The organism is Flavisolibacter tropicus (assembly GCF_001644645.1).
In the GTDB taxonomy this organism is placed as follows: Bacteria; Bacteroidota; Bacteroidia; order Chitinophagales; family Chitinophagaceae; genus Flavisolibacter; species Flavisolibacter tropicus.
On the sequence record NZ_CP011390.1, the window covers coordinates 4,725,672 to 4,741,549 of the forward strand.

Genomic DNA, 15,878 nt, shown 5'->3' on the forward strand with positions numbered 1-15,878 from the left:
CATATGATATTTAAAAAGCTTTTTGGCGTTGCTACAAAATCCAGAGATCAGTCGAGGGCTCAAGAGGTGATCAATGAAGTCTATCAAGGAAGAGGCAATATGGATAAACGGTACCCGTCTGATTTCAGTGTTGATGAAATAGCACAAATAGAAAAAGTAAGACTATATACCATGACAAGTAGCGAAAGATTGGTAAGCCTTTCGCGGGCTATTGAGTATATCCATTATAATAACATTGAGGGCGATATGGTGGAGTGTGGAGTTTGGAAAGGGGGCAGTATGATGTTAGCAGCCAATAAATTGAAATCTTTAAATAACACAAGCAAGAGCTTGTTTCTGTTTGATACATTCGAAGGAATGTCCCATCCGACAGACGTAGATGTAACCTACGAGCATAATTCTGCAAAAGAATTGTTGGAAAACCAGGAGCGCAATCCGGAAGTAGCAAATATATGGTGCTATTCTACACTGGAAGAAGTAAGGGCCAACTTACATTCAACGGGTTATCCATCAGAGAAGATTCATTTTATAAAAGGGAAAGTAGAGCAAACGTTACCTTATGGCAAAATCAATACGATCTCATTATTAAGGCTGGATACAGATTGGTATGAGTCTACCAAACATGAACTGGAAATCTTGTATGATAGGTTAGTGTCAGGCGGTGTATTGATCATCGATGATTATGGACACTGGAGCGGTGCCAGAAAAGCAGTAGATGAGTTTATAGCGAACAGGAAACTAAAATTATTTTTAAATAGGGTAGACTACACCTGCAGGCTAGCCATTAAAATGTAACAGCAATATGAAACGCATAATCTAATCTCTTCTGATTTATGGAAGACACAGTTATAGATCAATCAATACTTCACCAATATATCTATTTGCAAAACTGAGGATTTCTTCTGTATTAGTATGACGGATTGATTGAATGGATTAGGAGGAGATAGTTATTTGATAACGTTGAGCTTACATTTTCTATAGAAAGTACTAACGTTTTAATTATAGGAACTAGGCTTGATTTATAAATATCTCTAACTAAATGGACAATAAATTAAGAATAAAATGTTTTTAAAAAGAATATTTCAACAAACGCTAAATGTCCAGGAACGCATAGCTCTACCCAAAGCAGAACTAGTAGCTTCAATTGAAAAGAATCGAAGGTCCTTGGAGCTAATAGATAATTGGATAGATGATGTTGCATTTCTGCAATCGGTTTTTAATTATGGAGTTCCAGATTTTATAAAATCGGAGTTAAATAAACCAATTGATAATCAGCCAACCTATAGTGATTATATAGTTGCAATTGCCAATAAACATTTTGATTCTGTCAGTTACTTTGAAATTGGTGTTTCAGTTGGAAAGAACTTCTTTCAAATGATAAATGGTATTAATAATGCAAGCTTTACGGGATTAGATATTGAAGAGATTAACCCTATAATAGAAAAAAAGCTGCAGTTAAAAGATATTGTTGAATGGGATAGAATGGAAGGCTCTATTAAAAAAAATAAATCTTCCCTTCGAAAATATGTATCTAACGGTAAAGAAGTTAAATACCTATCAGCAGATGTTTGGGACCAAAATAGTTGGTCTAAACTAAGTGGCAATAAATTCAATATTATTTTTTCGGATGCTCTTCATACTCCCGAAGCAATTTTATTTGAATTTGAAATGCTAGTAAAGTTCAACCTGTTATCAGAAAAATTTATAATAATCTGGGATGATTTAGTAGGAAGTATGAAAGATTCTTTTTACAAAATCATAAAAAGATATGATAAGGCCTTTAAGGTAAAGGACGTTTATTTATTAAATGTGAATGGTTGGGTTGGGCAACATGAACAAGCTCATACAATAGGAATTCTATCAAACTTTGAAGTTTAATGAGAGTTGTACTTACAAACTTATCAAATGAACTTTATGAGCAAAGTCGCTTTGTTTTGAACAATTCTGCAAAGAAGTTTGGAGTACAAGAAGTATATTCTTATGACTTTGATGAGATAAAATATACCGCTTTCTTTTCAGCGAATAGAGAGATATTAGAGCAGCCAACGGGTTTAGGTTACTGGCTTTGGAAACCTTATATAATTCTAGAGGCTATGAAAAGACTGTCAGAGGGAGATATAGTTATTTACTCGGATTGTGGAATTGAAATCATTAACGATTTAGAACCATTACTAGAAATATGTAGAGCAAGAGAACCGATTTTGCTTTTTGGTAATGCTAATGATAGTAATTCTGCATGGACAAAAAGAGATTGTTTTGTGCTGATGGATTGTGATAATGAGTCCTATTGGAATAGTCCACATTGTGATGCAGCTTTTTCTCTGTTTCGAAAAAGCGAATACAGTATCAGGTTTTTAAATGATTGGCTACGATTTGGTAGTAATAAATATATTATTTCAGATTTAGAGAATGAATGTGGCTTGCCTAACCTACCCAATTATATAGCTCATAGGTGGGATCAATCTATCTTATCCTTATTGGCGCAGAAATATAAACTTTCTTTATACAGAATGCCAACGCAATTTGGTAATCATTATAAAATACATAGCGCTCGTGTACAAGGTGAATTTAACTGTGTAAATCAAAGCGACTATAGCCAGGTAAATTATTATTTTATTATTCCTTATTATAATTCACATTATGGCCAGCTACTTGACCATCATCGTAAAAAGAATAATAGTAATAGTGATCATAATACTCACCAGCAATCACAATATCCTAACAAAGGCATTCGTCAATATTTGAAAAGAGGTATAAAAAGACTAATAAAGGGAATGGGAATAAATGGTAAATTCTTTTCAAAAGAAACTGAAAGCTATAGTAGATTTCTCTTTTAATTTTAGTTAATTATAGTAGGTGATTATTTATGTCTTCCGTTTGAATAATTGCAAATCTGATCAATGCTTCATCCAAAAATTAGTATAATACTTCCAACATTCAACTCAGAAAAGTTTATATGCTCATGCCTTTCCAGCTTAGTTACCCAATCGTTTGAAAAAATTGAAATAATCATTCAGGATGGAATGTCTACGGATAATACGGTAAAGATCATTCAAGAGTTTTTAAATAAGCAGAACCAAGTTAATATAAGAATTGTTTCTGAAAAAGATAATGGTATTTATGATGCAATGAATAAGGCCATAAAAATGGCAAAGGGAGACTATATATACTTTCTAGGAAGTGATGATATTTTAATTGAAAGCAATTCTTTGCAAACTGTTTATGAGGCTATTGAAAAAAACAACTTCCCGGACTTTGTATATGGTAATGTACTCTTCGGTGAAACTAACTATCTATATAATGGGGAATTTGATATTTGTAAGCTGTATGATATTAATATCTGCCATCAAGCCATTTTTTATAAACGAACGGTCTTTAACACTATAGGTTTTTTTGATCTATCATTTCCAGCCTTGGCTGATTGGCACTTTAATATCAAATGCTTTCTTAACAGTCATCTTATAAAAAAGTATATCCCTGTATTGATCGCAAGATATGCAGCAAAGGGGTTTAGTTCTCAATTCAAGGATCCTTTCCTAGGCCAGAAGGAGTCTATAGTTAGGTTATTGGCAGTAAATGCTGAAAAAAATCAGTATCATCTGTTAATGCGTTACTTGTGTAATACCCAAAAACTAGCTGGTAGGCTTAAATCCTTTTATCATCAAGGCATGTATCATTTACTGCAAATCAAGAAAAAGATTTTCAGCCATACACCCAATAGAAAAATAGTTTAAAAGAATATTTATCACGTATAAATTTAAAACAATTAAGAGACGCTTGTTGCTCAATAGTTGAGCAATACTTTGTTGAAAATAATTTTGATCAAAAGTTACAATTGCCGGATTTGTAGAATCTGTCGATAGTTTCTATCTTAATGTTTATTGCCCTTTGTATGTTTCAATAATCGAAACAATTGGAAAAGTAAGAGTAGAGGCAATGTCATATTGAACTCCTGTAATTACATTAACCCAGGCAGGAAGGATAGAGGTTGTTAAACACATGGAGACTTTATTACTGCTTAATGAAAGTAATAATGATTTAGATTAAAAGACTCTACAATTTTAAAAGACAACTGGTGGTATCAGAAACTTGCAATGAATAGACAAAAAGCAACTACTCTATAGAAGTGCTGACTCAAAACTTTTATGACAAATGGATTCTGTCAATAATGGAAAAATAAGAGCTATTGCCATGTATCTCCCCCAATTTCATCCCATACCGGAAAATGATGAATGGTGGGGCAAAGGTTTTACGGAATGGACAAATGTAACAAAAGCAAAGCCCCTGTTTAAAGGCCATTACCAACCACATTTACCTGCAGACCTTGGGTTTTATGATTTGCGGTTACCCGAAATCAGGGAGCAACAGGCGCAGTTGGCAAAAGCGTATGGCATTTATGGGTTTTGCTACTACCACTATTGGTTCAACGGTCGCCGGCTTTTGGAACGACCTTTTGAGGAAGTGTTTAAAACCGGCAAGCCTGATTTTCCATTCATGTTGTGTTGGGCAAATGAAAACTGGACACGGGTTTGGGATGGAATGAATAATGAGGTCTTACTGGCACAAAACTATTCTGAAGAAGATGACCGGGCTCACATTAAAACCCTGATTCCTTATTTGAAGGACAGTAGGTATATAAAGGTGAACGGAAAACCTGTCATAGCCATTTATCGGTCCACCTCATTACCTTATCCAAAACGGACTACAGATGTATGGAGAGAAGAAGCCCGAAGGCAAGGGGTTGAATTATACATTTGTCGCTTTGATAATTCTTCTAGCATTGGCGAGTGCTACATTAAAGATGGAGGCTTTGATGCAGCAGTGAACTTCGAGCCATTTGGTTATCACTTCAATGAGTTCAAGGTGGAAATGGATCGGGTTAACCGCAAGCAGATCGGAAAAAGAATAATAGAAAAACTGCACCGCACACTATTGAAAAACTTTGATAAAGAAGCGTATAGAGAGGCATTGCAAAAGAAATGGCACATACTGGATTATAACAGCTACTCAGCATTTGTTTGCAATAAGGGCCTTCCTTCTTATAAATGCTTTCCAGGCATTACGCCTATGTGGGACAATTATGCACGTAAACAAAAGAACTATCTCATTTTTAAAAATGCTAGCCCTGAAAGTTATGGGCATTGGCTTCGGTTTATCGTTCAAAATTTTAAACCCTATTCTCCTGACGAAAATTTCATTTTTATAAATGCTTGGAACGAATGGGCAGAGGGTAACCATTTAGAGCCTTGCCAAAAATGGGGGCGTAGGTATCTGGAAGTCACAAAGGAAGTTTTGAACGGAAAGCAATAGGGGTAATGGAAAGTATACCAATACATTGTTTTAAGTAGTACTAACCCTTTTGGTCCAGCGATGAAACTGGTATTCTTATGTAAAGATTTGTAACTTGTATATGACAAACTTACAGAAGCCATTTAATGCTTACCCTGCTAATGAAAACAATAGAAATCAGCGCTTTGTTCATTCGATATACTAGCAGGCATGATCTCCATTATTATTTGTTCGAAAAGCCCAGCTTTATTGGAGCAAGTATCCCAAAATATTGCAGCCACTATTGGGCTGCCTTATGAGATCATAGCTGTTGATAATACAAAAGGAGAGTATGGTATTTGTGCAGCCTATAATAGAGGTGCAAAAAAGAGCAACTTCGAATGCCTGTGTTTCATGCACGAAGACATTTTATTTCATACCCAGAACTGGGGAAATGCGGTGGTTGATTTGTTGGCTGATCCATCCATTGGATTGGTAGGCGTTATTGGAAGTAAGTACTTAGTAAATGCCCCTGCCCATTGGTGGGGGGGAGGCATTGATCTTTGCCGCCGCCATATTATTGATGGGTATCCTGATGGTAAACAAGAATATGTATTACAAAACCCCGACAATGAGTCGATATCAGATGTAGTAGCTGTAGATGGAGTATGGCTATGTACACGCAGGCATATATGGCAGGAACACCCTTTTGATGAACAAACCTTTCCTTGGTTTCACTTTTACGACATTGATTTTTCGGCCCAGGTATTTCAGAATTACCGGGTTATAGTTACCTATAATGTTTTACTGGAACACTTCTCAAGAGGGAATATCGATCAATCATGGGTAAAAAGCGCAATTGCTTTTGTAAAGAAATGGCGCCGTCAATTACCGTTGGAAACTAAACCTTTACCAAAAGAAAAAGCGCAACAAATAAAAGAACGTGCCTATCAGGCTTTTGCCTCACGGTTGTTATCGTTACACTATGATAAACGAGTAACACTCAAGTATATTTTTAAAGCGCTTTCTTACGATTGTTTTAACCGGGATAATCTGTGGCGCGTAAAACAATTTATGAAAAACACATTACAGGTGAAATAGCAGTAAAATGAGATTAGCTATTATATCAATGTTGGATATAGCGCCATGGGGCGGAAGTGAAGTTTTGTGGTCTGCAACAGCAAAGCTGGCACTTTTGGCGAAACACGAAGTCTTTACTTCCACGTACTATTGGGAGCAGCCACCGGCAGTTATCAGAGAGCTAAGTCAATTGGGGGCTAAAACTCATTTTAGAAAGGGCTATCAACCCGATTTGGCCTCGCGCTTGCTAGAGCGTATCAGGCATGTCATAAAAAGCGAATCAAGAGAAATCAAAGCGTTAAAAAAGTTCAATCCAGAGAGGATATTGATCAATCAGGCAGGCGCTTACGATATGGTGCGCAACGCAGATCTCATGTCTTGGCTGTTGACTACCCCAAAACCTTTTTTTATCTGCTGCAATGGTTATCATGAAGATGAGGTATTGACAGAGGAAAGTAGAGCTATTCTCTTGAAGATATTTATGAAGGCAAAAGGAGTATTTGTAATTTGTAAGCGACAGGCTACTGTTATCATGAAGCAGTTGGCGCATCAACTTTCAAACATACAACTGATCAATAATCCGGTAAATCTGAAAGAGATCAAATGTCAGGAATTGCCTTCTTTTACTATGATTCAAATGGCAAGTGTGGCCAGTCTGCATGTTCATCTGAAAGGTCAGGATATCTTATTAGAAGTATTGAGTGCAGAGAAATGGAAAAGAAGGGCTTGGCAGCTCAATTTATATGGGGATGGTCCACATAAGACCTATCTTCAGGAGTTAGTGGAATACTTTGGGTTGCAAGGTCGCGTGGCTTTTAAAGGACATGTTCCTGACGTAAATAGTATCTGGCAAAACAATCATTTGTTAGTGCTTTGCTCTCGAACAGAATCGGGCCCCATGGCGCTAACGGAAGCCATGCTTTGTGGGCGGCCAACAGTGGCTACACGTGTGGGTAAGGTACCCGAGCTGCTGCAGGATAATCAGAATGGATATGTGGCGGCAGCTGCTACGGTTGTGTTGTTGGAGGAAGCATTAGAGCGTGCTTGGCAGAATAGGGAGAATTGGAGTGCTATTGGTAAGCGTGCACATGATTCAGCGTTAGCTATGGTAGATCTACATGCCCCGGAAACGTATTTGAATCTTTTGCTGACTGAATAAAGCATTCAGATATAAAGAGCTTCGTATTCGCTATATTGAAACTTTCGCTTACCATATCCATTACCTAAAGGAAACTTGTTTGAAAGTTTAAGTTGTTGTTGAAACCAATAAAAATGACATCAGCGCCTTTGGTCTCCGTTATATTGCCCTGTTATAATTATGGGAGGTACCTTTCGGATGCCTTAGAAAGTCTGTTAGCTCAGACCTATACAACCTGGGAATGTATTATAGTCAACGACGGCTCAACAGATGAAACAGAAGAAGTAGCTAAACGCTTTGCTCAAAAAGATACACGCTTCAAATACATCTATCAAAAAAATAGTGGTGTATCCATGGCCAGAAATCAGGCATTACAGGCAGCAGCCGGTACCTATTTCCAACTCTTGGACGCAGATGATATCCTGGAAAAAGATAAGCTAAAATTGCAAGTGGCATACTTGGAAGAAAACCCAGAAATAGACCTGATGTATAGCAGCATGATCTTTTTTAAAGAAGCCGATCCCAATTATGTTGTAGGTCCAAAATTAATGCATGACAAACAGCCGGTATCTGGTAGTGGAGAAGCATTGTTAAAACAACTCTTGGACGATAATCTTTTTTTACCAGGTTGTATGTTTTTTCGGAGAAGCCTATATGAAGAAGTCGGGCTATTTAAAAAAGGCATAGAGGGGATTGAAGATTGGGATTACTGTTATCGGGCAGCCTTATTGCAAAAGACCTTCTTTCATGATAGCAGAAGCGGAACCTGTTTGCTAGTTCGGAGTCACGATAACAATGCCTCTAACAATAGCAAAACAATGCTTATCCATAAGATCAAAGCCAGGCTGGCTTTGATGGAAGAGACAGATGCGCTCCTGACCAAAAAGCAGGCAGCATTTTCTAAAAGTTTTCTATACCGGGCTGGTAGGCTACACAAAGCATTTTTGAATCGCGATAAGTCCCGGTTGTATTTATATCATGACAATATTTTTAAAGGAGTCGGTAGCGTATTACGGCACGGATACTATTCCGGTAAACCTTTTTTCGCATTGTATGATGGAGCATATTGGATTAAAGAGCGAATAAAAAGAAAGATGCGATGGCCGTAGCGTTAATCCGGGTATTGGAAATGAATCCACTAATGAATTTGTTATAGTAAAGCTGAGGATAAGCTTCAGTTAGCATTGTAAGTTTGAAAACACACTTCTATATGCCGCCTTTAAAAAACAAGAAGTTTGATGAACTGATTGTGCTCTATGATTTTACGCTGGCAGGAGGTGCAAGTAGGCCCATCTATAATTATTACAAGCATCAACAAGAATCAGCTGGAAAAAGAATGGTTTTGTTGCGCTTGTTTACCAGGCGTAGCTTTTTGAAGTTGTGGTATTATGGTTTCTTGTCTGAACGGATAATTATAAACGGTCTCCCTTGCTTTAACTATTGGCAGGTTCTTTTGCTTTGCGTTTTAAAAAGAGGAGTGGTGATCTATTTGCATGAGGCAGCACCTCATGTCGAACCTTTTGCACAAAGACATGCCTTAAAATTCAAAGCTTTTTGTTGGATGCTTCGGAATAGAAAGGTAGCTTTTGTTTCTGAATGGCAAAGGCATTACTTTTTAAAGTGGACGACCGTTCCACGTTATAAAATAGTTTACAACAACATAAATTTTCCTTATGAGCAAAAGGCTGAAAAAGGTAAGATAACCATTGCTATGGTGGGTTACCAAAGTCGTTATAAGAATGCTGGGTTTTTCTCGAAAGTGGCTGATGAGGCTGTTAACAGGTACCTGCCTTATGAGTTTATTTGGATAGGGGGGGAAGGAGGAGAAATGAGCCAGATGTACCACTCTCCAAATGTTCGGTGGTTAGGTGATCTGGAACATGTAATGGATGCACTCAACAGTATTGATATTTTGTTTTTCACCTCTTACGGCGACACATTTGGTTTGGTCATTACAGAAGCCTTATACAAAGGGAAAAAAGTAGTTTCTTTTATAGAGAATGGTTTGGCCCCATTTGTCTCAAAATTAAAAGGTTGCCGTGTCTACGAACAATTTGATGAAAGTCTTGTTTTAGAATTGATTGATCAGGTGTTGAAGGAAGAGGTGAATGTAAAAGAGCATAGAGATTTGGTGGAACACCTATGTTCAATGGATAATTTTAAATCCCGTCTAGAAGAGCTCTTTGCAATGCCAGATGAATAGCAGAGGCATATTCCTGAAAGCAAAGTATTATTAGCTCAATAAGAGAAGCAGTTATGAATAACCGTAACACTTGGCTGAATTATTTTATAAAATGGTTTGTATATAGGAGCAGAAAAAAGAAAGTCTTATTTTTATTTTAGTGTTTTTTTTGAAAGGAACATGATACATAAGAATAAGTAATAAACACGCTCAAATTTTAATGGATTATCTACTCTTCTGTACTTCTTGTAAACAATTTCATGACCTGCCTTACGAGTACATAGCATTGTTTTTCTAATCTCTCCTTGAAAATAAAGCGTAAGCGGTGAATGAGTTATAGCCGTTGATGCTTGTAATTAGTACTCATTTGAAACAATGGCAAGCTGTTTGTGTGCTAAGCTTTCTTCTATCACACAAGTAAAGATCAAGGTTTGTATTCGAGTGAATAAAGGCATAAAGGCTTGAGATCAATTGCTGTCCTTGTGAACTATTATTAAAGTAAATAAATGATCACTATTATTTATTTATAGCAGATTATCCTCACACTATGTAGAAGTCCCTATAAAGCTGCTAACCTTAAAAAACGCAATTATGCCGCGACTTCTGCACATGATTGACTCCTTAGGCTTGGGTGGTGCTGAGCAACTACTGGTAGCCATCATTAATGATTTACACGAGTTCGAGCATCATATCATTATATTGAATGATCCTGAAGATTTAAATCAGGAGATTACTGTCGATCATCAATTGGTAAACTTGCACATGGCCAGCCACCTGAAACTGTTTACACAAGCGAAAAAGGTCAGGCAATATATTCAGCAAAATGGAATAGATATAGTGCATTCACATCTCTATTTTTCCAATATTTTGGCCCGGTTGGCTGTTCCCGCAACTGTACCCTTATTTAATAGCCTTCACACAATATCTAGTCTGGATAATTACTGTAAACATAAACTGACGCTGTATATTGATCAGTGGACATATCGGAAACGTCATCATATTGTTGCCGTTTCGAAACAGGTGTTGGATGATTATAAGCAATGGGTGGGTTTAAAAGGTGCCGCCACTGTGTTAAATAACTTTATCGATGATGAATACTTCCAGGCGCCAGCTAAAAAAACGATTTCTACACACCCATTGCGCCTGGTAGCTATTGGTAATTTAAAAGAAGTGAAAAATTATCGCTATCTGGTGGAGGCCTTTAAGCACTTGTCAAATGATGTTACACTAGATATTTACGGTGAAGGCGCACTTCGTCCCACGTTGGAAAAAGAAATTGAAAACAGTCATTTGCCAATACGACTAATGGGGGCTCAAAACCAGTTGCATAAGGTGCTTCCTACTTATGATGCCTTTATAATGAGTTCCTTATTTGAAGGAGGGCCTTTAACATTATTACAGGCAGCTGCCTGCGGTCTTCCCGCCATTATATCCGACATCCCCAGGTTTCATGACGTGATGGACGACCATGCAGTATTTTTTTCATTACAAAATCCAATGGATCTGGTAGGTAAGATCAATGCCATTCTCAAAGGCGAGTTGTCTATTTTAGACCATGTAAAACCAGCGTTAGAACATATCAGACGTTTTGCAAAAAAGGAAACTTATTTGGCCAAACTGCGCCAGTTATACCAAAGCAAATTATTGCATCCTAGCTCTAATCCACAGGCGTTTGAACAAGTGGCTTTTTAAGGCTTTGTAAATCCTATGCTCACAAACTTTTTAGTTACTTACATTATCAGGTTGCTATTTTGAACTTTTAAGAAATGCGTATTAGATATTGGTTTATTCTGTTGGTAGCCCTGTTCTTTAATTCTAAAGCAGCTAATACGTCGCCTTTTTATTCTCAAAGTATTTATGCCGATCAGCTGGATGATGGATTGTTTCAGCAATCGTTGGCGGATCTAAAATTTTATTTGCAAAAGGCAACGAACAAGGATTTTACCACGCAGCTATTTGATAAGCAGATTAACAAAGGCATTTACATTTTATTGAATCAGCCCGGCATCATCTCTACTACTCTTTTTGAAAGGTTAAAAAAGGGTTCTGTTGAAGATTTTGTTTTAATGGGTGATAAAGAAAAATTGGTAGTTGTAGCCAATCATCCCAAAGGTTTATCCAGGGCTATCTATACCTATTTGGATTGGCTAGGAGTTAAATGGTATTTCCCTGGTGATGAATGGACATCCGTTCCCTCGCTCTCGCAAATAACTTTTTCCAAAACACAATACATATCACCTTCTTTTTTGATACGCGATTTTTTCGGTACAGGCGGCATCGTGCCTATAAAAGCAGTGGACCCTAATGGCTCGCTGTCTGGGAAATGGGAAGAATGGAAACGTCGAAACAGACTAGGTGGACAGCTGGTATTGGCTGGGCATTATGGAGAGGCCTTTAATTTAAAGTATCGTAAAGAATTGGAGGCCCATCCAGAGTATCTGGCATTAGTGAGTGGGAAGCGTCAATGGAGTACAACGGCCAAGTGGAACATAAGCAATAAAGCGTTTAGAGATTTATTTATTGCCGATCGTATAGAGGAGTTGAAAAAAAAGCTGCAACAGGTTAAATACAGCAATGAAATCACCACCATTTCAGTAGAACCTGCAGATGGCTATGGCGATTGTGAATGCGAGGATTGTAAAAGGCTGGGATCGGTGAGTGATCGATACTTTTTTCTGGCCAACGAAGCTGCAAAGGCGGTTGCAAAAATTTCGCCTTTTGCATACGTAAATCTTTATGGTTACAATACCCATGCCGCACCACCTGCTTTTACACTGGAGCCTAATGTCATTGTCCAAATCATACCCTATGCTTTTCAAAAGATCAGTACTCCAGAACAACTGATTACTGATTGGAGAAAAAAGTGCCAGAACTTATTTCTCTATGATTATTATGGCATACCGGACTGGCACTATGATACACCATTAACAGCGGGATGGTCACCTGCTGGTTTGGTGAATAAGATAAAAGATTGGAAAAGGTTTGCGATTAAAGGATTTATGTTAGAGTCTTCGTACAGTATAGGCAGTACAGGATTGGGATTGTACTTTATGAGCCGGTTGGGTTGGAATATGAATGAGCAAGTAAACCCTATACAGAACGGCTTTTATAAAAACATGTTTGGGCAGGCCGCTTCGCAGGTAAGAGCATTTTACGAAAAGATCAATGGCAGTTTTCAAGGAGCTGCAGATCTGCCCTACTTGTTAAATCAATTAGAGCAGGCTAGTATAATTAGTAAAAATGATAAGGTGAATGAAAGGATCCAATTGCTTCAGGCCTACTTGCATTATTTGATAGTTTATTATCAATGGCAGGCCGCTACCCCAGAAAGCAGGGACAAGACATGGGAAGAACTTGTCAGCTATACGTGGCAAATTTATCCTACGGCCATTGTGCATACCACAAGGCTTGCACAATTGTTTAACACAAAAGCGCCAAATAATACCATTCGAAACGAATGGCAATTGCAGGGAGCTGCTACTAATAAGTTAAAAGATATACGATCTATAACTAGTAATGATATGAGCGAAACGTTCATAAAAGATCGCCAATCATATCCTTTATTGGAGGATTTTGTTTATGAAAGCAAAGGCAGGACTGAAAATTTTATAGTAAAGCCAGGTGCTGCCGGGAACTCTCAGGAAATGATGCTTTTAGACATTCCGGAAACTTACGTCAGGGCCAGTAAAGACGGGTATTTTACATTTAGTATAAAAGTAAACGACGGATCTCAGAATAATCAGCAACAAACTGCCACCATACAGTGTCTGGATACACCAAGCAACAAAAAGGTTTTTGAGCAGAGCGTCTCAATTGACCGCAACTGGAAACAACTTCAGATCAAATTACCTGCTTCCAAATCGTTTAGGCTGGTAGTTAAAAACAGTAACTGGATTCGAATGCAATTCCAACTAGATCAATGGGTGTCATTTAAAAACATTCCGGTTCATGCCGTCATGGGCCGGTTGTGGTTTTATGTGCCTTCAGATGTGAGCTACATTTATTTCAGTAATAACAATAACCAGCAGCCTTCATTTCAGGATGCAGCAGGCAAGCCTTTAAAAATTGATGCTGTAAATAAGCAGCACCTGTACCGTATTAAAGTAGGAGCGTCTACTGGCGATCGCTGGTTCTCTATAAATGAAAGCCAGTATAAGTTTTTGCAGTTTTATGCGATTCCTGGTTTGTTTTTCCTGCACCCTGGTTTTATCGTACGGCAAGGTTCCAAATAGTACCGCTACGTGCAGTATATTTGACCTTAATTTCCAAAATTATGTGCGGGATAGCCGGATTTGTTGATTTCAGAAATAATAGCAGTGAAGAAATTCTAGCGCGTATGTCTTGCGCTGTACCCCATCGCGGCCCAGACGGCCAAGGAGTTTACCTGGCACAGGCGCCAACCGCTCAAATTGGCTTGGGGCACCGTCGCTTGTCAATCATAGACCTGAGTACTTCGGCTAATCAACCCATGCATTATGAGGGCCTGCACCTTGTATTTAATGGAGAGATTTATAATTATAACGAAATCCGGGACCGGCTGATTGAACTGGGGCATGTTTTTTCAACGCATTCAGATACAGAGGTGATATTACATAGCTGGAAGGAATGGGGTGAAAATGGAATAGCACAATGGCGGGGTATGTTTGCCATTGCTATTTATGATGAAACTAAAAATGAAATAATCTTTATCCGAGACAGAGCGGGGGTTAAGCCTGTCCATTATTATTGGAAAGACGGGTTGTTCCTTTTTGGCTCTGAGTTGAAGTCTATTGTAGCGCACCCGCATTTTAAAAAGGAAATTAATCGTGATGCTGTAGCTTCCTTCTTGCAGTATGGTTATGTTTCTTATCCGCATTGTATTTATCAGGATACCTATAAGTTAGCGCCAGGACATCTCTTACGGTTGGATCTTACACAAAAGAAAATAGCCATTCAACAATACTGGAATGTCTATGATTATTATAACAAGCCGAAGCTAACCATTGACCTTCCAACGGCTATTGAAGAAACAGAAAAGATTTTGCAGGAGGCATTTCAACTACGCATGGTGGCAGATGTGCCGGTAGGTGTGTTCTTAAGCGGGGGCTACGATAGTTCATGTGTAACAGCTTTGCTGCAAAAAAACAGCACGGAAAAGATCAAAACCTTCACTATTGGATCAACTGCTGATCATTTGAATGAAGCCCCATTTGCCAAAGAAATAGCAAACCGATTAGGGACCGACCACACAGAATATTATTGTACCCACCAGGAGGCTTTGGAGATCATTCCCGAGTTGCCTTTTTATTATGACGAACCCTTTGCTGATAGCAGTGCCATTCCTACGATCTTAGTGAGCCGGATGGCCCGTAAAAAGGTGACAGTTGCGTTATCGGCAGATGCCGGTGATGAAATATTTGCAGGGTACAACCGCTATGATTATATAAGCCGTTATGGGCAGCGTTTACAGTCCATTCCAAAACCCTTCCGTAAGCTGGCTGCAGCGGCTATGGAAAGTATTTCTTCTGAAAGCTTACCTTATCTACGCAACAAACGGAATTTTCACAGTCGCTACGATAAGCTAAAAAACTTGTTGAATGATCCTTCCACCTCGCAACTCCTGAAAAATTTAAGCCATGTATTCTCACAAAAAGATATAGAAGCAATTTTTCAACTACGTGTACAGGAATTACAGACAGCGCACGACAGCACCGAGCTGAAACCATTGTTTAGTGATCCATTATCATATATGATGGCTATCGACTATCAAACCTATATGGTAGATGATATTTTGCAGAAGGTAGATCGGGCTACAATGTCAACCAGTTTAGAAGGCAGGGAGCCTTTTCTGGACCAACACATAATTGAGTGGGCCGCACAACTTCCATCAGATTATAAATACCACCAGGGTCAGAAAAAATACATACTAAAACAGATAGTCCATAAATATATACCTCAAGAGGTAATGGAACGTCCTAAAATGGGCTTTGCTATACCGGTAGAGTCATGGCTGACTAATGAATTAAAAGAGTTGGTTCAATATTATCTGAGTGAAGCAAAGCTAAATGAACACAACCTGTTCAACATTTCACAGGTTAAAAAGCTAACAGATGAATTCTTTAGCGGCCGCACCGAAAAATACCTGAAGATCTGGCACCTGTTGATGTTTCAGATGTGGTATGAAAAGTGGATGGCCTAGTAAGAATGCTTGAATGCATAGCCAGTAATACT

Annotated in this window: 12 protein-coding genes; all 12 read left to right on the forward strand. The window is 38.2% G+C overall.

Features of this window, described 5'->3' with window-relative positions:
* Positions 1-3 precede the first annotated feature (3 nt).
* The 12 genes from SY85_RS20235 to asnB all read left to right on the forward strand — a co-directional run bounded on the left by SY85_RS20235 (position 4) and on the right by asnB (position 15,846).
* The gene (locus SY85_RS20235; protein ID WP_066406938.1) at positions 4-795 is read left to right on the forward strand and encodes a TylF/MycF/NovP-related O-methyltransferase; all 792 of its coding nucleotides are present in this window, start codon (positions 4-6) and stop codon (positions 793-795) included.
* Positions 796-1,062: 267 nt separating this feature from the next.
* Positions 1,063-1,878, forward strand: coding sequence for a hypothetical protein (locus tag SY85_RS20240; protein WP_066406940.1), 816 nt, complete (start codon positions 1,063-1,065; stop codon positions 1,876-1,878).
* Complete coding sequence (locus tag SY85_RS20245) at positions 1,878-2,837, forward strand: hypothetical protein (protein WP_066406943.1); 960 nt, start codon at positions 1,878-1,880, stop codon at positions 2,835-2,837. Before SY85_RS20240 ends, SY85_RS20245 begins: the two co-directional genes overlap by 1 nt.
* A 63-nt stretch (positions 2,838-2,900) precedes the next feature.
* Positions 2,901-3,734 (forward strand): glycosyltransferase family 2 protein, encoded by an 834-nt coding sequence (locus SY85_RS20250; protein WP_066406945.1) that lies wholly within the window; start codon positions 2,901-2,903, stop codon positions 3,732-3,734.
* 418 nt (positions 3,735-4,152) lie between these two features.
* The gene (locus tag SY85_RS20255; RefSeq protein WP_066406947.1) at positions 4,153-5,310 is read left to right on the forward strand and encodes a glycosyltransferase WbsX family protein; all 1,158 of its coding nucleotides are present in this window, start codon (positions 4,153-4,155) and stop codon (positions 5,308-5,310) included.
* A 189-nt stretch (positions 5,311-5,499) separates the two neighbouring features.
* On the forward strand, positions 5,500-6,369 hold the full coding sequence (locus SY85_RS20260) for a glycosyltransferase (RefSeq protein ID WP_066406953.1): 870 nt from the start codon (positions 5,500-5,502) through the stop codon (positions 6,367-6,369).
* 7 nt (positions 6,370-6,376) lie between these two features.
* Positions 6,377-7,507 (forward strand): glycosyltransferase, encoded by a 1,131-nt coding sequence (locus tag SY85_RS20265; RefSeq protein WP_082886629.1) that lies wholly within the window; start codon positions 6,377-6,379, stop codon positions 7,505-7,507.
* Between the two features lie 113 nt (positions 7,508-7,620).
* Positions 7,621-8,595, forward strand: a complete 975-nt coding sequence (locus tag SY85_RS20270) for a glycosyltransferase family 2 protein (RefSeq protein ID WP_066406957.1) — start codon at positions 7,621-7,623, stop codon at positions 8,593-8,595.
* Between the two features lie 140 nt (positions 8,596-8,735).
* A complete protein-coding gene (locus SY85_RS20275; protein ID WP_158513011.1) occupies positions 8,736-9,689 on the forward strand; it encodes a glycosyltransferase in 954 nt (317 codons plus the stop codon).
* A 570-nt stretch (positions 9,690-10,259) separates the two neighbouring features.
* Positions 10,260-11,360, forward strand: coding sequence for a glycosyltransferase (locus SY85_RS20280; protein WP_082886630.1), 1,101 nt, complete (start codon positions 10,260-10,262; stop codon positions 11,358-11,360).
* Between the two features lie 74 nt (positions 11,361-11,434).
* Positions 11,435-13,900 carry a DUF4838 domain-containing protein gene (locus SY85_RS20285; protein ID WP_066406963.1) on the forward strand — a complete coding sequence of 822 codons (2,466 nt, stop codon included), beginning with the start codon at positions 11,435-11,437 and terminating at the stop codon, positions 13,898-13,900.
* Between the two features lie 41 nt (positions 13,901-13,941).
* On the forward strand, positions 13,942-15,846 hold the full coding sequence (gene asnB, locus SY85_RS20290) for an asparagine synthase (glutamine-hydrolyzing) (RefSeq protein ID WP_066406965.1): 1,905 nt from the start codon (positions 13,942-13,944) through the stop codon (positions 15,844-15,846).
* The last annotated feature ends 32 nt before the right edge of the window (positions 15,847-15,878 follow it).